Origin of the sequence: Neomegalonema sp. (genome assembly GCF_028688855.1) — a bacterium.
GTDB lineage: Bacteria > Pseudomonadota > Alphaproteobacteria > Rhodobacterales > Rhodobacteraceae > Neomegalonema.
Genome location: NZ_JAQTXI010000005.1, coordinates 79,674 through 99,737, shown reverse-complemented (window position 1 = coordinate 99,737; position 20,064 = coordinate 79,674). Strand labels below are relative to the sequence as shown.

At 68.3% G+C, this 20,064-nt stretch carries 17 protein-coding genes; 11 read left to right on the top strand and 6 right to left on the bottom strand.

Annotation, left to right across the window (positions count from 1 at the left end; genetic code table 11):
- Nucleotides 1-17 precede the first annotated feature (17 nt).
- The 4 genes from der (at nt 18) to PHN62_RS05275 (ending at nt 3,905) form a co-directional block, all read left to right on the top strand.
- Entirely contained in the window at nt 18-1,475 is a 1,458-nt protein-coding gene (gene der / locus PHN62_RS05290; RefSeq protein ID WP_300147334.1) for a ribosome biogenesis GTPase Der, read from the top strand.
- Between the two features lie 112 nt (nt 1,476-1,587).
- Nucleotides 1,588-1,818 carry a DUF4170 domain-containing protein gene (locus PHN62_RS05285; protein ID WP_300147331.1) on the top strand — a complete coding sequence of 77 codons (231 nt, stop codon included), beginning with the start codon at nt 1,588-1,590 and terminating at the stop codon, nt 1,816-1,818.
- Nucleotides 1,819-1,890: 72 nt separating this feature from the next.
- Entirely contained in the window at nt 1,891-2,607 is a 717-nt protein-coding gene (locus PHN62_RS05280; RefSeq protein ID WP_300147329.1) for a DUF374 domain-containing protein, read from the top strand.
- Entirely contained in the window at nt 2,604-3,905 is a 1,302-nt protein-coding gene (locus PHN62_RS05275) for a 3-deoxy-D-manno-octulosonic acid transferase (protein ID WP_300147327.1), read from the top strand. The genes PHN62_RS05280 and PHN62_RS05275 overlap by 4 nt, the downstream gene beginning before the upstream one ends.
- A 7-nt stretch (nt 3,906-3,912) precedes the next feature.
- On the opposite strand, the gene mutM is transcribed toward PHN62_RS05275, so the two are convergent.
- Nucleotides 3,913-4,770, bottom strand: coding sequence for a bifunctional DNA-formamidopyrimidine glycosylase/DNA-(apurinic or apyrimidinic site) lyase (gene mutM / locus PHN62_RS05270; RefSeq protein ID WP_300147324.1), 858 nt, complete (start codon nt 4,768-4,770; stop codon nt 3,913-3,915).
- 144 nt (nt 4,771-4,914) lie between these two features.
- Here mutM and PHN62_RS05265 point away from each other — a divergent pair, with 144 nt between their 5' ends.
- From PHN62_RS05265 to PHN62_RS05255, 3 genes are all read left to right on the top strand, one after another.
- Nucleotides 4,915-5,625: a hypothetical protein gene (locus PHN62_RS05265; protein ID WP_300147322.1), complete on the top strand. Its 711-nt coding sequence runs from the start codon at nt 4,915-4,917 to the stop codon at nt 5,623-5,625.
- Between the two features lie 75 nt (nt 5,626-5,700).
- Nucleotides 5,701-7,389 (top strand): hypothetical protein, encoded by a 1,689-nt coding sequence (locus PHN62_RS05260; RefSeq protein ID WP_300147319.1) that lies wholly within the window; start codon nt 5,701-5,703, stop codon nt 7,387-7,389.
- Nucleotides 7,390-7,462: 73 nt separating this feature from the next.
- Nucleotides 7,463-9,334 (top strand): ABC transporter ATP-binding protein, encoded by a 1,872-nt coding sequence (locus PHN62_RS05255; protein ID WP_300147316.1) that lies wholly within the window; start codon nt 7,463-7,465, stop codon nt 9,332-9,334.
- A 48-nt stretch (nt 9,335-9,382) separates the two neighbouring features.
- Here PHN62_RS05255 and PHN62_RS05250 read toward each other — a convergent pair whose 3' ends face one another.
- From PHN62_RS05250 to PHN62_RS05235, 4 genes are all read right to left on the bottom strand, one after another.
- Complete coding sequence (locus PHN62_RS05250; protein ID WP_300147312.1) at nt 9,383-9,601, bottom strand: Trm112 family protein; 219 nt, start codon at nt 9,599-9,601, stop codon at nt 9,383-9,385.
- A gap of 22 nt (nt 9,602-9,623) precedes the next feature.
- Nucleotides 9,624-10,304, bottom strand: coding sequence for an LON peptidase substrate-binding domain-containing protein (locus tag PHN62_RS05245; RefSeq protein WP_300147309.1), 681 nt, complete (start codon nt 10,302-10,304; stop codon nt 9,624-9,626).
- Nucleotides 10,305-10,317: 13 nt separating this feature from the next.
- A complete protein-coding gene (gene trxA, locus PHN62_RS05240) occupies nt 10,318-11,277 on the bottom strand; it encodes a thioredoxin (protein ID WP_300147306.1) in 960 nt (319 codons plus the stop codon).
- Between the two features lie 246 nt (nt 11,278-11,523).
- Nucleotides 11,524-13,533, bottom strand: a complete 2,010-nt coding sequence (locus PHN62_RS05235; RefSeq protein ID WP_300147303.1) for an acetyl/propionyl/methylcrotonyl-CoA carboxylase subunit alpha — start codon at nt 13,531-13,533, stop codon at nt 11,524-11,526.
- A gap of 252 nt (nt 13,534-13,785) precedes the next feature.
- On the opposite strand from PHN62_RS05235, the gene PHN62_RS05230 reads away from it, so the two are divergent.
- From PHN62_RS05230 to PHN62_RS05220, 3 genes are all read left to right on the top strand, one after another.
- Nucleotides 13,786-14,796 carry an MDR family oxidoreductase gene (locus tag PHN62_RS05230; RefSeq protein ID WP_300147301.1) on the top strand — a complete coding sequence of 337 codons (1,011 nt, stop codon included), beginning with the start codon at nt 13,786-13,788 and terminating at the stop codon, nt 14,794-14,796.
- Nucleotides 14,797-15,022: 226 nt separating this feature from the next.
- On the top strand, nt 15,023-15,958 hold the full coding sequence (locus PHN62_RS05225) for a DUF4114 domain-containing protein (protein ID WP_300147298.1): 936 nt from the start codon (nt 15,023-15,025) through the stop codon (nt 15,956-15,958).
- Nucleotides 15,959-16,292: 334 nt separating this feature from the next.
- Nucleotides 16,293-17,291 (top strand): DUF1521 domain-containing protein, encoded by a 999-nt coding sequence (locus tag PHN62_RS05220; RefSeq protein WP_300147295.1) that lies wholly within the window; start codon nt 16,293-16,295, stop codon nt 17,289-17,291.
- A 72-nt stretch (nt 17,292-17,363) separates the two neighbouring features.
- Here PHN62_RS05220 and PHN62_RS05215 read toward each other — a convergent pair whose 3' ends face one another.
- Nucleotides 17,364-18,464 carry an AI-2E family transporter gene (locus PHN62_RS05215; RefSeq protein WP_300147290.1) on the bottom strand — a complete coding sequence of 367 codons (1,101 nt, stop codon included), beginning with the start codon at nt 18,462-18,464 and terminating at the stop codon, nt 17,364-17,366.
- A gap of 250 nt (nt 18,465-18,714) precedes the next feature.
- On the opposite strand from PHN62_RS05215, the gene serS reads away from it, so the two are divergent.
- Nucleotides 18,715-20,004 carry a serine--tRNA ligase gene (gene serS, locus PHN62_RS05210; RefSeq protein WP_300147287.1) on the top strand — a complete coding sequence of 430 codons (1,290 nt, stop codon included), beginning with the start codon at nt 18,715-18,717 and terminating at the stop codon, nt 20,002-20,004.
- Nucleotides 20,005-20,064 lie beyond the last annotated feature (60 nt).

The following is a 20,064-nucleotide window of genomic DNA, read 5'->3' as shown; positions in this document are numbered from 1 at the left end:
GCCTCTAGAAGGGCGGCATGTTCACGCTCGCGATCGTCGGCCGGCCCAATGTCGGCAAATCCACCCTGTTCAACCGGCTCGTCGGCAAGCGCCTCGCGCTGGTGGACGACCAGCCCGGAGTCACGCGCGATCTGCGCGAAGGCGAAGCGCGCCTGCTGGATCTGCGCTTCGTCGCCATGGACACGCCCGGCCTCGAAGAGGCCGACGACGCCTCGATTCAGGGCCGCATGCGCCGTCAGACGGAAAAGGCCGTGGACATGGCCGACGCCTGCCTGTTCGTGGTGGACGCGCGTTCGGGTCTGGCTCCGGCGGACCACATCTTCGCCGAGATCCTCCGCAAGCGGGCGCGCAAGGTGATTCTCGCCGCCAACAAGGCCGAGAGCGTCGCGGCGGAGCTCGGAGCCTCGGAGGCCTACGCCCTGGGTCTGGGCGAGCCCATTCCGATCTCGGGCGAACATGCGCTCGGGATGCGCGAATTGCGCGACGCCCTGGCGCCCTGGATCCACGCCTATGAGGAAGAGCAGGCGGAGGCCGAAGCCGAGGCCGCCGCCATGGAGCCCGAGTTCCTGCCTGACCTCGAAGAGGAAAACTTCGACCCCGACCAGCCCGAACCTCCGGAGGCCACCCTCCGTCCGCTTCAGATCGCGGTGATCGGGCGGCCCAACGCGGGGAAATCGACGCTGGTCAACGCGATCCTCGGCGAGGAGCGCCAGCTCACCGGGCCCGAGGCGGGCGTCACCCGCGACGCCATCGGCTATACGCTCGACTGGGGCGGGCGCAAGGTCAAGATCTTCGACACGGCGGGCATGCGCAAGAAGGCCCGCATCGACGACCGCGTGGAGAAGATGTCCGTCGCCGACGGCCTGCGGGCGGTGCGCTTCGCCGAAGTCATCGTGGCGCTGCTCGACGCGGGCGCGCCCTTCGAGCAGCAGGATCTTCGCCTGATCGACCTCGCCGCCCGCGAGGGCCGCGCCGTGGTGGTGGCGGTCAACAAGTGGGATCTCGTCGAGGACCGCCAGGAGACCCTCCGCTCCCTGAAGGAGGAGCTCGACCGGCTGCTGCCGCAGATTCGCGGCGTGCCGCTCATCACGCTCTCCGCCGAGACGGGCCAGGGGATCGGGCGTCTGCGCGAGGCGATCTTCCGCGCCCGCGACGTCTGGGCCACCCGCATCTCCACCGGCAAGCTCAACCGCTGGCTGGGCGCGATGGTCGAGCATCATCCGCCGCCCGCCGTTTCGGGGCGCCGCCTGAAGATCCGTTACGCGACGCAGGTGCGCAGCCGTCCGCCGACCTTCGTGCTCTTCTCCTCGCGCCCCGACGAGATCCCGGAATCCTACATCCGCTATCTGGTCAACAACCTGCGCGCGGATTTCGACATGCCCGGAACGCCCATCCGCATGCAGATGCGCGGCGGCGACAATCCCTATGTCGACAAGGGCAGGCCCGAGGAGAAGCACAGGGAGAAGCGCGGCTGATCCCGCGTCGACCCTGCGGCGGCGCAAGGTCATCTTGCGCCGCAGCGAAATTCTGGCGAGAAAGCCGCAGGGCGCTCCTCTGCGCCCGCAGCATTCGCCCGGGAGAATTCCGATGTCCGACACGCGCCTGCATCTCGTCTTCGGCGGAGAACTGGTCTCCACCACCTCCCACGACTTCAAGGATCCCGCGAAGATCGACGTGGTGGGGGTCTTCCCGGACTACGCCAGCGCCTACGACGCTTGGAAATCCGCGGCTCAGAGAACCGTGGATCACGCCCAGACCCGCTATTTCATCGCCGATCTGAGCCGTCTGCGCGAGAAGCCCACCGCCGACGACCGGTGACCGGACCCGACCGGAGCCGCAACAGGGCGCCCGGCCGGACAGCCGCCGCGGCGCCGCAATGAGGAGAAGCGGATGCGGCGATTGACGCGCGCCCCCTGGGTCCGGTCTCTGGCCGCCGCCGCGACGGCGGGTTATCTGCGTCTCGCCTTCCGGCTCATGCGCTGGCGGCGCGAGGGTCTGGAGACCCTGCCCGAGGGCCCGACCATCTTCGCCTTCTGGCATGGCCGCCTGATGATGATGGCGCCCGCCGCCGCCGCTCTGGAGCGCCGGACCTTCGTGCTGATCTCGCGCAGCCGCGACGGCGCGGCCATCGCCGCGGTGGCCGCGCGGTTCGGACTGGGCGTGGTGCACGGCTCCAGCCGCAACCGCGTCACGGGCGAGGACAAGGGCGGCTCGGCGGCGACGCGCAGCCTGCTGGAGGTGCTGGAGAAAGGCGCCTCCATCGCCATCACCCCCGACGGCCCGCGCGGCCCGACCGAAGAGGCGCAAGGCGGCGCGGCGACGCTCAGCGCCCTGAGCGGAACCCCCGTGACGGCGGCGGCCTGGTCCTGTCGTCCGGCGATCCGGCTGAAGAGCTGGGACGGTCTTCTGCTGCCTCTGCCCTTCGCGCGGGCGGCTCTGGTGGCGGCTCCGCCTCTGGCGGCGCCCGAGGCCTCCGACCGGGCCGCTCTGGAGGCCCATCGGCTGCGCATCGAGGGGCTCCTGCGCGAGGCCACCGCCCGCGCCGACCTGCTCGCGGGGCGCGCCGAGCCCTTTCCGCCCGCTCCCGCCCGGAGGCCCCGGCCATGACTCCGCCTCCCGCCGCCTCCTTCGGCCTGAAGTTCTGGCGCGGCCTGGGCCATCTCGGGGGCCCGGCGGCGCGGCTCTGGCTGAAGCGGCGGATCCGGCGGGGCAAGGAGGATCCCGCCCGCGTCGGAGAGCGCTTCGGAGAGGCGAGCCTCCCGCGCCCGAAAGGGCCTCTGGTCTGGATCCACGCCGCCAGCGTGGGCGAGAGCCTGACCGGGCTGATCCTCGCCGAGGCCCTGCGCGAGCGGAACCCCGATCTGCATGTGCTGATCACCACGGTCACCGTCACGGCGGCCTCCATGCTGGAGTCGCGGGCGGTTCCGGGAGTCCTGCATCAATATGCGCCTCTGGATCTGCCGGGAGGGGCGCGGCGCTTCCTCGACCACTGGCGCCCGGATCTGGGCGTCTGGATCGAATCCGAGCTCTGGCCGACGCTGATCCTCGACGCCGCCGGACGCGGGATTCCGCTGATCCTCGCCAACGCCCGGATCTCGGCGCGTTCGGCCTCGCGCTGGCGACGCTTCGCGCCCGGCGCGGCGGAAAGCCTGCTGGGGCGCTTCGGCGCGATCCTCGCCCAGACTCCGGAGGTCTCGGCGCGTTTCGTGGGCCTGGGCGCGCCGCCCCGGGCGGTCTCGACGGCGGGGAATCTGAAATCCGAGGCGGGGCCTCCCCCGCATGACCCCGCCGAGCTGAAAAAGATGCGCAAGGCCCTCGCGGGTCGCCCCGTCTGGCTGGCGGCGAGCACCCATGCGGGCGAAGAGATCGTGATGGCCCAGGCGCACAAGCGCCTCGCGGAGGCGACGCCCGACCTCACGCTGATCCTCGCGCCGCGCCATCCGGAGCGCGGCGAGGCCGTCGCCCGGGAGGTGGAGGCCTACGGCCGCCGCAGCCAGGGGGATTCTCCCGACCAACCGGGGATCTATCTCGCCGACACGCTCGGCGAGATGGGGCTCTGGATGCGTCTGGCGCCGGTGGCGGTGATGGGCGGCAGCTTCACGCTGCCCGGCGGCGGACATAACCCCATGGAGCCCGCGTCTCTGGGGACGGCGGTGGTGACCGGCCCTCTGACCCATAACGCCGAGGCCGATTACGCGCGTCTGACGGCGGCGGGGGGCGCGATGCAGATCGCCAGCGCCGAGAAGCTGACCTTCGCGGTCTCGCTGCTTCTGGCGGACGGGGCCGCCGAGGCGAAGCGCATGGGCGCCGCCGCGAAGGAGGCCGCCATGGAGTCGCGCGGCGCTCTGGCGGCGACGCTGCGGGCGGTGGAGAGCCTCGCGCCGGAGATCCTGAAGGAAGGCTGAGGCGCCGTCACCTCTGGCAGCCCGGACACCAGAAGGTCGAGCGCCCGGCCTGAACCAGCCTTTCGACGCGCCCGCCGCACCGCGGACAGGCCTGGCCTTCGCGGTCGTAGACGGCGAAGCGGTCCTGGAATCCGCCGATCTCTCCGTCGGCGCGGCGATAGTCGCGCAGGGTGGAGCCGCCCGCCCGCACCGACTCCCGCATGACCTCGCCGAGATCCCGCGCCAGAGCCTCCGCCTCCGCAGGCGTGAGATCGACGCCGCGCCGCGTCGGAGAGATCCCCGCCCGCCAGAGGGCTTCGCAGGCGTAGATGTTGCCCACGCCCGCGAGGCGGCCCTGATCGAGGATCAGCGTCTTGACCGGCCCGCGCGCGCCGCCGATCCGGCGCAGCAGCTCGACGCCGGAGAATCCGGGGGTCATGGGTTCGGGCCCGAGGGCCTTCAGGGCGGGATGCTCCGCGAGCGCGGCGGTGGGATGGAGATCCATCATGCCGAAGCGCCGGGCGTCGTTGTAGGTCAGTTCGAGTCCGCCCTCGAACCAGAAGACGACATGGTCATGCGCCTGGACGCCGCCCGCCGCGTGGTGGAAGTCGCCGAGCGCCTCGGGACCATTGGTCCTCTTGAGGATCAGCCGCCCCGACATGCCCAGATGGATCAGCAGGGTCTCTGCGCCGGAAAGCCCGAGCAGCAGATATTTCGAGCGCCGTCCGATCTCCTCGACGCGCCGCCCCTGGAGCCTTTCGGCGAAATCCCTGGGGAAGGGCTTGCGCAGATCCGGCCTGCGGGTCAGGGCCTTTTCGAGACGTCTACCCGTGAGTTCGGGGGCGAGTCCCAGCCGGATGGTCTCGATTTCGGGGGCTTCGGGCATGGAGGTCTCCTTCGGGAGGGCAGGATAGGCGCATCCCGCGCGGCGCGCATGGATTTTTGACGTCGCCTTCGTGAAGGCTTATTCAGAACTCGCGGGCAGACTGCGCGTCCGGAGCGAAGCGTTTCAGATTTCAGGAGGCGGGTCATGGAGTTCATCAACCCTGCGTCGGTGATTCCCATGGCCGCGGGGAACATCGGACCGGCGGTCATCTGCGCCGTGGCGGCGGGATTTCTGGGACTGAGCCGGATCCTGTTCTTCATTCTGGGGATGATTTTCGGCCCCCTCGCCTTCGGGCTTCTGATCGGCGGCTTCATCTTCAGCAAGATGCTGGGCGGGGGGAGCTCCGCGCCCGGGAGATCCGACGCCGTGACCCGCGCGACGCCCCAGACTCGCGGCCAGACCCCTGGCGCGACGCGGGCGCCTCAGGGCCAGGGGCGCGAGCAGACCGAGCGTCAGAAGATTCAGGCTCTGCTTCAGGGCCTGCGCGAACGGGAGCGCGCGCAGAAATCCGGCTCGGGGCCTGAAGCGGCTCTGGGGGGGGTGCTCGGAGGCATGGCGCGTCTGGCGGGCAAGGAGAAGGAGCTGAAGGAGGCTCTGGAGCAGGCTTCGCGGACTCGGCCCGAGACGGATTCTGCGGGCGTGCCCTCCACGCGGAGCGCCGGCCGCGCCCAGACGGCTTCTCACCAGACGCGCGACGAGCGGGCGGCTCAGCGTCGCGCCGAGGCCGACGCCCGGACGAAGGCGCGTCAGGCTTCGCATCATGCGCGACATTCGAAGATGCCCTCTGCGGGACTTTCGCCGGATGACCCGAATTTCCTGCGCGGCTATCGGCCGAAGAACAACCGGATTCCGTAAAGGCGAGGCCGCAAGGGATTGCGCGCATCGGGATGATGGTTAAACTCCGCCCCCGGATCGGGCGGAGAATGCGGCGTGGCGAGGATTCTGGTCAGAAGAAATCTGGAGATCAGGTTTAGCGGACTCAACCGGGGAGAATCCGTCTCCATAGCTGCGCGCAATGCCTTGCGTGTGAACCCAATTCTCGCGCGGGCGATCGATATCCAGAATTTTCGTTCCCACATGTTGCAAAGCACATGGCGCACGCTTGACGCCGCAATATTTTATGTCGAAGCCGAGGCGGTCGCCAGGCGCAGCATCCGCACAGATCGCTCGAAAGCCGCCGCCCACGCCTCCGCCGCCGCTCGAGCCGCCTGCACCGTTTCCGCCAAAGCCGCCGCCGACGCCATCAGCGCCATTTCTTCCCGCCTCCACTACGCCTACGTCTGCACCTACGCCATCGACGCCGCCACCTACACGGCTCACATCGCCACCTGCACAACTGACGTCGCCAGCGCCCGTGCAGACCGCGCCGCCGCCGACGCAGCCGCCCGCGCCGCCGCCGCCGCCGCCGCTCGCGCTGCGACGGTCGCCGTCCCCCCCCTGGAGGCCGCGATCACCCACGATCTTTCCGTTTTACGGGAGGGCGCAACGCCGCAAGCCTTGCTGGCTTCCCCCCTGTGGCCGACAGTCGCCCCTGCGTGGGCGTCAGAGGCGTGGCGCGCTTTGAGAACAGAGCTTGATCCGCTCCCCGGAGAACATTGGAGCGTCTGGACGGATTGGTATGAAAGTCGCCTGCAAGGTCGCTCCATCGATTGGGATTTGCAGCGCAAGCGCGTGATGATCCCCCATGAGGAAAGGCTCTGGGATCAAGGCCCAGCCGTGGTTAATGCCCGGCTCAAAGAGATCATCGCGGAGCATCAGGAAAGCCTTGAGCCTCGACAGCCCAAACCAGAGGATTTCCCACAGGATACATGCCTCCCAAGCTTCAAGGATCGCGACGGCGGGATCGATGTGGATGATCGCCTCCTGCACCCCTCTCCTGTCCCCGTCGATTCTGAGGCGAAGGCCGTTCACGGCATCGCCTTGCAGGGTTTGCAAAGGATGCGCCGCCAATTCTCCCCAAGCAACGCCCCCCATATGCGGACCATCGCCATGCTGGCGGAGGGAGCCGAAATCGCCCTTGGCGTGACGCTTCAAGAGACCAACGCTCCCCTGACGGCGATGTATTTCAACCTGCTTGAGCTTGAACTTGAGGCCGACGATCGACGCCACAAGATCACAAACCTCCAGGAAGGAGATGCAGAGCATCTTCCGCCCGAGCACCGCGCCAAGCTTGAAGATCCATTGATCGCCTACCGCCTTCTGACCGCCCGTGACGCCCGCCTGAAGGCGGCGGACGACATCGCCAGAAGCGGGCGCGCGCCTGCGCCCGTCCCTGAAGCCGTGAAAGAATTGCTGAAAACCGGTTTCGAAAGGAAAGTCTTCTCGCAAAGGGTTGTCGAGATCATCCGCAACGCTTTTGGAATTGGCGCGGAATACGGGCGCCAGGTCGCCGGCAATCTCCTGAACGCCATCGCCAGCGCAGGCGCCGCCACCCTTCAGGCGATTGGGGCTGGAAAGCCCGCGGCGCGCAAGATCGCTCTTCTGATCATAGAACATAATCCTCTGATCGCCGGGGTAGCCGCGCTCCTGACGAAGGGAGATTCCTTGACGAGCGCTCTGATCGGCGCGCTCGACACCGCCTTGAAAGCCTCTCTCAAGCAGAAACCATCAACTTCCTGACCAATTCCCTCGACCGAGCTCCCCCGTTCCCGCGTATAGATCTCCGCAACGATAACGGAGACCGAATCCCGCCTTGACCGAACGCCCCATGCCCGCCCGGCTCGACAAGGAGCCCCCCAGGACCTTCCGCGACCGCTGGATCGCGATGCGCAACATCCCGCCCTTCCTCAAGATGGCCTGGGACGCCAGTCCCGGACTCATGTCCGCCTCCCTCGCCCTGAGGCTGATGCGCGCCCTGATCCCCGTGGCCATGCTCTGGATCGGCAAGCTCATCATCGACGAGATCCTCCGGCTGATCGGCCTTCAGCCTCATCCCGCCGATTTCGCCGCCTGGCGCGACTCCGGAGAAGCCGACTGGCTCTTCTGGCTGGTGCTCGCCGAGTTCGGACTCGGGGTGCTGGCCGATCTCCTCGGCAGGCTCGGCGGACTGGTCGAGAGCCTCCTCTCCGAACGCATGAGCATGGCCACCTCGCTGCGGCTGATGGAGCACGCAGCCAGGCTCGACCTCGAGGATTTCGAGGACGCCGCCTTCCAGGACAAGCTCGAACGCGCCCGACAACAGGCCGGAAGCACAGGCCTCATCTGGCAGGTCTTCGGCCAGCTTCAGAATCTCCTGAGCATCACGGCTTTTTCAGGCGCCCTGATCGCCTACAATCCCTGGCTGATGGCGCTGATGGGGCTTTCGCTCGTCCCGGCCTTCCTCGGCGAGGCCTGGTTCAACGCCCGCAAATATGATCTCGACTATCAGCGCACCCAGGAGCGCCGCGAGATGAATTACGTGCGGCAGACCGGCTCCAGCGCGGAGACGGCCAAGGAAGTCAAGATCTTCGGCCTCAACGACTTCCTGATCGACCGCTACCGGACGCTCGCGCTGAAGTTCTACGCCGCCAACCGCCGCATCGCCCGCCAGAGGGCCGCATGGGGCGCGCTCTTCGAGAGCTTCGGCGCCATGGGCTATTATCTGGCCTACGCCTGGATCATCTTCGGCGCCCTGACCGGAACCCTGACCCTCGGCGATCTGACCTTTCTCTCCGGCGCCTTCCAGCGCATGAAGAGCCAGCTCGAAACCATGCTGACCAGCTTCTCGGCCACCGCTTCCCAGGCGATGTATCTGGAGGATCTCTTCAGCTTCTTCCGCATCCAGCCGGAGATCGACTCGCCCGCTCAGGCCGTCGCGCCGCCCAGACCCATCCGCGAAGGCTTCGTCTTCGAGAACGTGGGCTTTCATTACCCCGGCTCCGAGCGCTGGGCCGTGCGCGGCCTCGACTTCACGCTGAAGGCGGGCGAGACCATGGCCCTCGTCGGCGAGAACGGCGCGGGCAAGACCACGCTCGTGAAGCTCCTCGCGCGGCTCTACGACCCGGACGAAGGCCGCATCCTGCTCGACGGGCGGGATTTGCGCGACTACGACCTCGACGCGCTGCGCGGCTCCATGGGCGTGATCTTTCAGGATTTCGTCCGCTACAACCTGACCGCCGGCGAAAACATCGCCGTGGGCCGCATCGAGGCGCGCGGAGATCAAGCCCGCATCGAGCAAGCCGCCGCCCGCAGCGGCGCGGATGAGGTGATCCGGCGTCTGCCCAAGGGCTATGGCCAGATGGTCGGCAAGCGCTTCCGCAACGGCGTCGAGCTTTCAGGCGGCGAATGGCAGAAGATCGCCATCTCCCGCGCCTACATGCGCGAGGCCGAGGTGCTGATCCTCGACGAGCCGACGGCGGCGCTCGACGCCCGTTCGGAATACGAGGTCTTCAAGCGGTTCAAGGAATTGAGCGCGGGCAAGACTTCGGTGCTGATCTCGCATCGCTTCTCCTCGGTGCGCATGGCCGACCGGATCATGGTCCTCGGCGGCGGGCGCGTGGAGGATCTCGGCACCCATGAGGAGCTGCTCGGCCGCAAGGGCCGCTACGCCGAGCTCTTCGAGCTTCAGGCGGCGGGCTATCGCTGAGAACGCCGCCGAAGGAGAAAGGGCGGCCTTGCGGGCCGCCCTTTCGTTTCAGACGTCGAGCTTGCGCGCTTCGGAAGGCAGCATGATCGGCAGGCCGTCGCGGATGGGATAGGCGAGCCTCGCGTTGCGGCTGACCAGCTCCTGGGTCTCGGGGCGATATTCGAGCGGCCCCTTGGTCAGCGGACAGACCAGCGCCTCCAGCAGCCTGGGCGAGATCTCCCGCGGCCCGGGGACGGCGCGGAGAGGGGCGGTTTCCTCGCGGCTCATGCTGCGGCTCCTTGCTTGCGGATCATTGCAGGCGTCCTCCGGCTTCGCCGCCGCCCGCCGGATCTCCGGCCGCGCCCATCTCCAGCAGCGCCGCCAGAGCCTTGCGGCGCTGGAGTCCGTTCGCGGCCTCCAGCAGGGCCTGCTTCTCGCTCGGCTCGAAGGGGCAGAGCATGCAGAGCGCCGTCACGAGCGTCTCCTCGTCGGCGGCCTCGAAGACGTCCCAGTCGCCTTCGAGCCCCCGCGCGTCGAAATAGCTCCGCACCAGCTTGAGCAGCTCGCGCCGATCCTGATCGTTCTCGGTGCTGGGAGGCGTGGGCTGGGAATCGGGCCGGAACTCGTCCCAGACCACCCGCAGCCGTCGATAGGGCGTGAAGCTCGTCTCCTCGCGGAGCGCCCGGAACCGCGAGATCCCCGTGAGCGCCACCACATAGCGTCCGTCCGGCAATTCGTTGAACTGCGTCAGACGCCCCGCGCAGCCCACCTCGTAGAGATCGGGAATCCGGTCTTCGGAATCGGCGTTCTCCTTGGGCTGGATCATGCCGATCATCCGGTGCGGCGAACGCAGCACGTCGTCGAACATCGCCAGATAGCGCGGCTCGAAGACGTTCAGCGGCAGACGCGCCCGCGGCAGCAGGATCGCTCCCGGCAAGGGGAAGACCGGCAGCACCTCCGGAGCGTCGCGCAGCGAGAAACGGAAGGTCATGAGGCGGCGTCCCTCAGGAGAAGACCAGCGAGGACAGACGACGACGACCCGCCAGCGTGATGGGGTCCTTCGCGCCGAAGGCGTCGAAGAGCTTCAGAAGCTGGGTGCGGGCGGCCTGTTCGTTCCATTCGCGGTCGCGGCGGAAGAGTTCGAGCAGTTCGTCCACGGCCTCCTGACGCTTCTCCTGACCGAGGAAGGCCATGGCGCGGTCGAAGCGGGCTTCGTGGTCGTCGGGATCCTTCGCGAGCCTCGTCTCGAATTCGCTCATGCGCCGCGCGAGGGCCTGGGCCTCCTCGGCGAGGTCCAGAGCCGCCAGGGCCTGGAGGATCGAGGCGTCGTCGGCCTTGCCCTCGGGAGCCTGGGCGAGGATCTCGCGGGCGCGGGCGATGTCGCCGCTCCGGGAATAGGCGCGCGAGAGCCCCACCAGAGCCGTCAGGTTGTCGGGAGCGATCTGGAGCACCTGCGCGTAGACCTGCGCGGCCTGGCCGATGGCGCCGTGAGCCAGAGCCTCGTCGGCGGCGGCGAGCACCTCGGCGATCTCTTCGGGGCTGGGGCCTTCGTCCTCTTCGAGGCCTCCGGCGGCTCCGGCCTCTCCGCCGAGCAGGGGCGCGGATTTGGCGATCACGCCGTCAAGGAAGGTCTTGAGCTCGCTGGGCGGCAGGGCGCCGACGAATCCGTCCACGGGACGTCCGCCCGCGAAGGCGAAGACCGCCGGAATCGACTGGATGCGCATCTGCGCGGCGATGGCGCGGTTCTTGTCCACGTCGATCTTGACCATGCGGACCTTGCCGCCATAGGCCTTGACCGCTTTCTCAAGGGCGGGGCCGAGGGTCTTGCAGGGGCCGCACCACTCCGCCCAGAAATCGACGATCACCGGCGTGCGGCGCGAGGCCTCCACCACATCCTGCATGAAGCTGGCTTCGGTCCCGTCCTTGACGAGAGCCTCGGCGGAAGCGCCGGAATTGCTGAGCATGACGATCCTCTGAAGACGGGAGACGGGTGGCGGGCGCATCCTGCATAGCGGGAGCCCCGCCCCCGACGCAAGACGCGGGAGACGAAAAGCGCCGCGCGCCCCTTGCGCTCCCTGCGTCACAGATAGGCGAAGCCCCGCGCCTGCGAAAGGGGCGCGGGGCCTTGTCCGGGCGAATCGCGTCCGGAGTCTGCGTCGGTCAGGGCGCGCCCCCGCTCCGGAGGGCGCCCGGGAAGCAGTCTCGGCGGCTCACTCGAATTCGAGGATGATCTGATCCACCGCCAGCGACTCGCCGACCTTCGCCTTGACGGACTTGACCACGGCCTTCTTTTCGGCGCGCAGGACGTTCTCCATCTTCATGGCCTCGACGCTGGCCAGCGGCTGGCCTTCCTGGACCTCCTCGCCCTCGACCACCCGCAGCGAGGTCAGCAGACCCGGCATGGGGCAGAGCAGGAAGCGCGAGAAATCCGGCGCGGGCTTCTCGATCATCAGCCCCGCGAGCTGGTCCGCCCGCAGGCTGCGCGTCGCCGCGAGGAGATCGGCGCCCCGACGGCGCAGACGGAAGCCTTCGCCCTTCGGCTCGACCTTGATGGTGGCCTCGGCGCCCGAATCGGGGCGCAGATGCGCCAGACTCCGGCCCGGCAGCCAGTCGAGGGCGAAGCCGTTCTCCCTGCCGTCGCCATGGCGGACGCGGAAATGCCCTTCCGCGTTCTCGGTCAGCCGGAGCGGAAAGCGCTGGCCGCCGACGGCCACCACCCAGTCTTCCGGCAGATGGCGTTCATGGCCGCGCATGGCGCCCTCGATGCGGGTGGCGCGGCGCTCGCGGATGAGATGCATGGCCGCCGCCGCCTCGGCGAGGGCGCGCAGCTCCTCGGGCGCGGGGGTCACGCCGTGGAAGCCCTCGGGGAACTCCTCGGCGATGAAGGCCGTGGAGAGGTCGCCGCTGCGGAACTTCCCGTTGAGCATCACCGCCTGAAGGAAGGGGATGTTGTGCCCGAGGCCCTCCAGCTCGAAGCTGTCGAGGGCGGTCTGCATGGCGTCGATGGCCTTGGTGCGGGTCGGCGCCCAGGTGCAGAGCTTGGCGATCATCGGATCATAATAGATCGAGACCTCGCCGCCCTCTTCGACGCCCGTGTCGTTGCGCACGATGGAGCCGTCGACGCTCTTGCCCTCCTGCGGGGGGCGATAGCGGCGCAGACGTCCCACCGAAGGCAGGAAGTTGCGGTAGGGATCTTCGGCGTAGAGGCGGCTCTCGACGGCCCAGCCGTTGAGCTTCACCTCGTCCTGGGTGAAGCGGAGCTTCTCGCCCGCCGCCACGCGGATCATCTCCTCGACGAGATCGACCCCGGTGATCAGCTCCGTGACCGGATGCTCCACCTGAAGACGGGTGTTCATTTCGAGGAAGTAGAAGTTCTTGTCGGGGTCCACGATGCACTCGACCGTGCCCGCCGAGTAATAGCCCACCGCCCGCGCCAGAGCCACGGCCTGTTCGCCCATGGCCTTGCGGGTCTCGGGATCGAGGAAGGGCGAAGGCGCCTCCTCGACGACCTTCTGGTTGCGGCGCTGGATCGAGCATTCGCGCTCGTTCAGATAGACGATGTTGCCGTGCTGGTCGCCGAGAAGCTGGATCTCGATGTGGCGGGGGCGCTGGACGAACTTCTCGATGAAGATGCGGTCGTCGCCGAAGCTGGCCTTCGCCTCGTTGCGGCTGAGCTCGAAGCCTTCGCGGGCCTCGGCGTCGTTCCAGGCGATGCGCATGCCCTTGCCGCCGCCGCCGGCGCTGGCCTTGATCATCACCGGATAGCCGATCTGCGCGGCGATCTGCGCGGCGTGGTCGGGGCCTTCGATGAGGTCGAACATGCCCGGCACGGTGCTGACGCCCGCCTCGGCGGCGAGCTTCTTCGATTCGATCTTGTCGCCCATGGCCTCGATGGCGCGGACGGGCGGCCCGATGAAGGCCACGCCCTCATCCGCGAGGGCCCTGGCGAAGCTGGCGCGCTCGGAAAGGAAGCCGTAGCCCGGATGCACGGCCTCGGCGCCGGTGGCCCTGATCGCCTCCAGGATCTTGTCGACCCGCAGATAGGACTCGGCGGCGGGCGGCGGCCCGAGGAACACCGCTTCGTCGGCCATGCGCACATGCTGCGCTCCGGCGTCGGCGCTGGAATAGACCGCCACGGTCTTGATGCCCATCTTCCGCGCCGAGCGGATCACGCGGCAGGCGATTTCGCCGCGATTGGCGATCAGAATCTTTCCGAACATCCCCGGTCCGTCCCCCATGGCATTCGATGAATGAGACACGGGAACCGGCTCGATTCCCGTCATGTGCAGCGCAGCGAAACCCCGTTTCGCTCGCATGGCGCCTGTGGCTTGTCAACAGATTTGCAAAAAACCGACAGGAGATTGTAAAGAAAGTTGCCTCGGGATTTTCCCGGACGCTCGCCGCCTCCGGCGGAGCCCTTCAGGATTCGCCCTTCCCGCCCGTCGCGCCCTTTTGCAAGAGAGATGAAGCTCATGGCCTTCCGCGCCCTCATGCTGCGCCAGACCGATCCCGCGAACCCCAAGGCTCCGCCCGTCGCGGCCGTCGAGCAGGTGGACGAAGCCCTCCTGCCCGACGGAGACACCGTGGTGGCGGTCGAGTTCTCGACGCTGAACTACAAGGACGGGCTCGCGCTCTGCGGGCGCGGACGCATCGTGCGGGAATATCCGCATATCCCCGGCGTGGACCTCGCGGGAACGGTGCTGGAGACCGCCGACCCCCGCCTCAGGCCCGGAGACCGCGTGGTCTCGACCGGCTGGCGCGTGGGCGAGATCCGTTGGGGCGGCTACGCCGAAAAGGCGCGTCTGCCGGGCGAATGGCTGGTGAAGCTGCCGGAAGCCATCTCGACGCGGCAGGCCATGGCGGTGGGCTCGGCGGGCACGAGCGCCATGCAGTCGGTGCTGGCGCTGGAGGCCCATGGCCTCACCCCCGACAAGGAAGGCGAAGTGCTGGTGACCGGCGCGGCGGGCGGCGTGGGCTCGGTGGCGGTGGCGGTTCTGGCGAATCTCGGCTACCGGGTGGCGGCGGTCTCGGGGCGGCCCGAGACGGAGGCCTATCTGCGCGACCTCGGCGCCCAGACGCTGATTCCGCGCGGCGAGCTTTCCGAGCCCAACGACAAGCCGCTGGAATCCGAGCGCTGGGCGGGCTGCGTCGACGCCGTGGGCGGGGCCATGCTCGGGCGGATCCTCAAGCAGATGCGCTATGACGCCTCGGTGGCGGCGGTGGGCCTGGCGGCGGGCTCCGAGATGACCGGCGCCAGCGTGACGCCCTTCCTGTTGCGGGGCGTGAATCTGCTGGGGATCGAATCCGTGATGCGCTCGCGGGCCGAACGCGAGGTCTACTGGGCGCGTCTGGCGCGGGATCTGCCCATGGAGAAGCTCGAAGCCATGATCCAGCCCGCCGCGCTGGAGGATCTGCCGCGGCTCGGCGCCGAGATCCTCAAGGGCGGGGTGCGCGGACGCGTGGTGGTGGATCTGCGGGCCTGAGGGCGCGTCGGGCGAAGATTCCCGCGAAACGCCCTCTTTTGGGGCGATTTACTGGATACGCCCAGTTGAACTGTTCCATTTCAAGACATATCATCCCCTGCAAGATGCGCGACGCCCGGGAGGTTCAATCGGAACGGAGCTTCTCCGCCCCGATCTCCCGGAGGGTCGAAATCGTCCGGACGGGCCTTCGCGCAGCTCCGTCCGCATGTGACAGGGGAAGATCATCATGGGCGTGAACGCTCTTCATTCCGGCTTCGGCCGCGGTTTCGGCTCCGGCGGTCGGCCGGGCGCCTCCTTCGGCCATGGCGCCGCCCCCAGGGGCGGATACGGCCAGGGCGCGAACTCCGGCGTGAATCTGTCGGTCAACGTCGGCGGCGCCGGCGGACGTCAGGCGCCGGGCCACGGCTACGGCGGCGGCTACGGTCAGAACACGAACGTCAACATCGGAATCGGAATCGGCGGCCAGGGCGGTTACGGCGGATTCAGCGGCGGCTACGGCGGTCATGGCCGGAACACGAACATCAACATCGGAATCGGCGGCTACGGCGGCGGACGCGGACAAGGCGGCTTCGGGGGCGGCTTCGGGAGCTGGGGCGGCGGACGCGGGATCGCGGTCGGCGAGCCCCATCCGGGCCAGCCGCGCCCCCGGCCCGGCCAGAGCTACAACGTCGCCTTCGACCCCCGCGCCTCGGCGGGCTACGACAACGCGGTGGGCGTCTATGAAGTCGACCGCCGGGGGAACATCTCCAATCCGCGGCTGATCTCGGACAGCGCACATGATTCGCTCGGCGGCTCGACCCGGATCCAGGGCGTGCGTCCGGGGAGCCAGCTGGGCTTCTTCCTCGTGCAGAACGGCTCCGACTGGGCCAAGGGCCTCGGCTCGGGCGCGCAGCTCGGCTTCGTGGGCGCGCAGGGCGGCCGCGCGAACGTGGGCGCCCAGGGCCTCGCCCTGACCGTGAACGGCAAGCCCGCCGGACAGACGGTGTTCCATAACTGGGGCTCGAATCTGAACGCCGACGGGATCAACCACGCCCGGCAGGCCTGGAACGGCCAGTCCGGGACCATCGCCTTCGAGGATCTGACCAACGGCGGCGACCGCGACTTCAACGACGTGATCCTGCATGTGGACAGGAACAGGAGCTCTCGCGGGCCCTGGGGCTGACCTCCCGGCCTGACGGATCCCCCGGAGGATCCGCCGCGTCGACCTGATGCGGGAGCCTTCGCGCCCTTGCGCGCGGAGGCTCGTCTCGAAACGAATCGAGATATATTCCGTATGTCAATTTCCCTATTTTGTAAATCGCCCCATTTTGGGGCTAAAACCCCAATTACTTACGTTGCACTGTTTTCTTTCGATACATATCATCTGTGGAATGCGCGGCGCTTCGGAGCGCGGTCAGGATTTCGAGGAGCTTCTCCGCCCTGATCCCCCGAAGCTTCGAACTCATCAGGGCGCGCCGTCGCGCTTGGGCGTCCTGGCGTCAAGGGGAAAGATCATCATGGGCGTGAACGCTCTCAGCTCCGGCTTCGGCCGCGGCTTCGGCTTCGGAGGCCAGTCGGGCGCCTCCTTCGGCTCCTTCAGCTACGGCTACGGCTCCGCCTCGAAGGGCGGCTTCGGCGGCGGCCACGGCCGGAACCTCGGCGGCTCCGGCGCCGGACGCGGCTACGGCGGCCATGGCCAGAACGTCAGCGTCGGCGTGAACGTCGGCGGCGGACGCGGCGGCTACGGCTTCGGCGGCGCCGGCCAGAACGTCAACGTCGGCGTCAACGTCGGCGGCTTCGGCGGCGGCTACGGCTCCGGATTCGGCGGCGGGCGCGGCTACGGCGGCCATGGCCAGAACGTCAACGTCGGCGTCAACGTCGGCGGCTACGGCTCCGGATACGGCTTCGGCGGCGGACGCGGCGGCTTCGGCTTCGGCGGCGGCCAGGGTTACGGCCATGGCGGCTACGGCGGCCCCTCCTCCCATGGCCACGGCGGACGTCCGCAGGCCTCGAACTGGTCGGTCTCCGACGTCAAGGACGGCAAGGGCACCATCAATCTGGGCGACCGCTACTCCATCGCGCTGAACGAGCAGAATTCGGTCTGGACCCTCACCGACAACAAGTACGACGCGCAGACCCGCGTCTGGGGCGACCCGCACGTCGACGTCGGCAACGACGGCAAGACCGACTTCGACTTCAAGAAGGATTCCACCTTCCGCCTCGAGGACGGCACGAAGATCTCGGTGGGCACGGTGCCCTTCGGGAACGGCGACCAGACCATGTCCTCCACCCTGGCGATCACCCGCGGCCGCAACGCCATCGCGGTGACCGGGCTCGGCGACAAGTACGACGGCGCCAACAACCTCCAGATCCAGCAGTCGCGCACCGCGGGCCGCTGGCTGGACAGCGTCACGCCGGACGGCGCCTTCACGGCGCAGCAGGCGGGCCGCGGCTGGACCATCGACGGCAAGCCCGTCAGCCAGCAGCTGGTGAACCACAAGGAAGGCCATCGCTGAGGCCCTGGCCTCCGCGCAGGACCGGACCGAAGGAGGGCGGGCGTCGCGGGGACGTCCGCCCTTCGTCCGTCTTCAGAAGTCCTCGCGCCTGCGCTCTCCGGCGCCGCCGACGCCGCTGACGCGCCCGTCGGCGGTCATGAGCGCCGCCAGACGCCGCCCCCCCACGAAGACCGAGAGCAGGATCATCAGCACCGACGTGAGCGGAATGGCCAGCACCGCCCCCGCCACGCCCCAGAGCGCCCCCCAGACCGCCAGAGCCAGCACCACCACCAGCGGACTGAGATTCACCGAACGCCCGATCATGCGCGGCTCGAAGACGTAGCCGAAGAGCACATGCGGCACGCTGAGCAGGATCAGCAGCAGCAGGGCGTATTCGGGCGACCCCGTCTGGGCGAGGTGCAGCAGCGCCGGACAGGCCACCGCCGCCAGAGCGCCGAAATAGGGGATGTAGTTCACCACCCCGATCAGCACCGCCCAGAAGGAGGCCAGCTCCACGCCCATGCCGATCATCACGCCCCAGGAGATCAGGGCGAGGATCACGTTGATGATGGTCTTGACCGCCAGATAGCGCCCGACCTGGGCGTTGATCTCGGCGAGCATGCCCAGAGGCGCCTGAGCCTGGGCCGTGCCGCCCATGACGCGGGCCATCTTGGCGGCGAATCCGCCGCGCTCGAGCAGGATGAAGGCGGCGTACATGATCACGAGGAAGAGCTGCGAGCCGAATCCCGCCGTCGAGGCGAGGACGCTGGTGAGCGTCTGCTGCAGGTTCACCCGCGCGAGGGTCATCTCGCGCAGGGCGGCCCAGTCGTTGAATCCGTCGACGCCGAAGCGGTCGGCCAGAGCGGCGAAGGCCGCCGCGAGGTTCTTCTCGTAGGTCGGCAGCGAGGCCGCCGCCGTCGAGGCTCCGGCGATGATCAGCTTGGCCAGAACCCAGAGCGCGAAGGCGAAGAAGCAGAGCGCCAGCATCTGCCTCAGCCAGGGGGGCGTCCGGTTCAGCAGCGGCAGCCGCCCGATCAGGTCGGAGGCGCCGGTCAGCAGATAGGCCGAGATCACCCCCATGGCCACCGGCATGAGGATCCCGCGCCCGATGTAGAGCAGCCAGCCCACCATGATGGCCAGAGCCACCGCATAGGTGAGGTCGCGCAGACGCGCGCTGTCGGCCGTTTGGGTCATCGGAGTCTCCTGGGGCTCGGGACGCATGAGAATCGCCGAAAACCGGATGAAGTCCAACGTCCATCTCGCAGGCGCCGCAAAGATCCTGCGGAGCGTCTCCTTTGTGCGCTTGACGCCCGCGCCGTTTCGCCGGAGAAAACGGCGATCTCCGCCCATGCGGAAACTATCAGTCCCGGCACCCCATGAGGGTTTAGGAATTTGCGTGGCGCTCGCCTGCGCAAAAAACCATAAATCTTTTCAGGAGCCCGCCATGCAGGATCTGAAAGCCCTCCGCGACGACCCCGAAGCCTTCGACCGCGCTCTTCTGCGGCGCGGAGCCTCGGCGCAGTCCTCGGAGCTGCTGGCTCTGGATTCCGGGCGGCGGACGGCCATCGCGGCGGCGGAGACGGCCCTCGCCGAACGCAACGCGGCCTCGAAGGCGGCGGGCGCGGCCAAGGGCAAAGGCGACGAAGCCGAATTCACACGCCTGCGGGATCTGGTCAACGCCAAGAAGGACGAGATCGCCGCTCTGGAGGCCGCCGCCAGGGATGCGGAGGCCAGGCTCAAGGCGCGTCTGGAGACGCTGCCCAACACCCTGCTCGACAGCGTGCCCGACGGCCCCGACGAGACCGCCAACCGCGAGGCCCGCCGCTGGGGGGCTCCGCGCGCCTTCGACTTCAAGCCGCTGGAGCATTTCGAGATCCCCGCCGCGCGCGGGCTCGATTTCGAGGCGGCGGGCCGTCTGAGCGGGGCGCGCTTCACGATCCTGCGGGGCGGGATCGCGCGGGTTCAGCGGGCGCTCGGGCAATTCATGCTGGACACGCATCTGAACGAGCATGGCCTTCAGGAGATCTGGTCGCCGGTTCTGGTGAAGCCCGAAACGCTCTACGGCACGGGCCAGCTTCCGAAATTCGCCGAGGATTCCTTCGAGACCACGACCGGCCACTGGCTGGTGCCGACGGCCGAGGTGACCTTGACGAACCTCGTGGCGGGCCAGATTCTGGAGCCGGGGGTCCTGCCTCTGCGCTTTTGCGCCCTGACGCAATGTTTCCGTTCGGAGGCGGGTTCGGCGGGTCGCGACGTGCGGGGCATCCTGCGCCAGCATCAGTTCGAGAAGGTGGAGATGGTGTCGGTCACCACGCCCGAGGATTCGCTCGCGGAGCAGGCGCGCATGACCGATTGCGCCGAGAACATCCTGAAGAAGCTTGAGCTTCCCTATCGCGTGATGGAGCTGAGCGCGGGCGACACGGGCTTCGGGGCCCAGCGGACCTATGATCTGGAGGTCTGGCTTCCGGGTCAGGACATGTTCCGCGAGATTTCGAGCGTTTCGGTCTGCGGAGCCTTTCAGGCGCGGCGGATGAACGCGCGTTTCCGTCGCGAGGTGGAGGGTCGTCCGGAATTCGTGCATACGCTGAACGGCTCGGGACTGGCGGTGGGCCGGACGCTCATCGCCGTGCTGGAGAACGGCCAGCAGGCGGACGGCTCGGTGAAGCTGCCCGCGACCTTGTCGCCTTATCTCGGCGGCGCGACGCTCCTCACGGCTGAGGGGACTTTGGGCTGATCCGCTCCTGAAACCTGAGCAAGTCGTCTCCGCAGGTTTGCGGAGGCGGCCCCCTCCTGA

Coding starts and splice junctions, on each gene's coding strand:
- der (WP_300147334.1), top strand. CDS start 18: ATGTTCACGCTCGCGATCGTCGGCCGGCCCAATGTCGGCAAATCCACC.
- PHN62_RS05285 (WP_300147331.1), top strand. CDS start 1,588: ATGTCCGACACGCGCCTGCATCTCGTCTTCGGCGGAGAACTGGTCTCC.
- PHN62_RS05280 (WP_300147329.1), top strand. CDS start 1,891: ATGCGGCGATTGACGCGCGCCCCCTGGGTCCGGTCTCTGGCCGCCGCC.
- PHN62_RS05275 (WP_300147327.1), top strand. CDS start 2,604: ATGACTCCGCCTCCCGCCGCCTCCTTCGGCCTGAAGTTCTGGCGCGGC.
- mutM (WP_300147324.1), bottom strand. CDS start 4,770: ATGCCCGAAGCCCCCGAAATCGAGACCATCCGGCTGGGACTCGCCCCC.
- PHN62_RS05265 (WP_300147322.1), top strand. CDS start 4,915: ATGGAGTTCATCAACCCTGCGTCGGTGATTCCCATGGCCGCGGGGAAC.
- PHN62_RS05250 (WP_300147312.1), bottom strand. CDS start 9,601: ATGAGCCGCGAGGAAACCGCCCCTCTCCGCGCCGTCCCCGGGCCGCGG.
- PHN62_RS05245 (WP_300147309.1), bottom strand. CDS start 10,304: ATGACCTTCCGTTTCTCGCTGCGCGACGCTCCGGAGGTGCTGCCGGTC.
- trxA (WP_300147306.1), bottom strand. CDS start 11,277: ATGCTCAGCAATTCCGGCGCTTCCGCCGAGGCTCTCGTCAAGGACGGG.
- PHN62_RS05235 (WP_300147303.1), bottom strand. CDS start 13,533: ATGTTCGGAAAGATTCTGATCGCCAATCGCGGCGAAATCGCCTGCCGC.
- PHN62_RS05230 (WP_300147301.1), top strand. CDS start 13,786: ATGGCCTTCCGCGCCCTCATGCTGCGCCAGACCGATCCCGCGAACCCC.
- PHN62_RS05225 (WP_300147298.1), top strand. CDS start 15,023: ATGGGCGTGAACGCTCTTCATTCCGGCTTCGGCCGCGGTTTCGGCTCC.
- PHN62_RS05220 (WP_300147295.1), top strand. CDS start 16,293: ATGGGCGTGAACGCTCTCAGCTCCGGCTTCGGCCGCGGCTTCGGCTTC.
- PHN62_RS05215 (WP_300147290.1), bottom strand. CDS start 18,464: ATGACCCAAACGGCCGACAGCGCGCGTCTGCGCGACCTCACCTATGCG.
- serS (WP_300147287.1), top strand. CDS start 18,715: ATGCAGGATCTGAAAGCCCTCCGCGACGACCCCGAAGCCTTCGACCGC.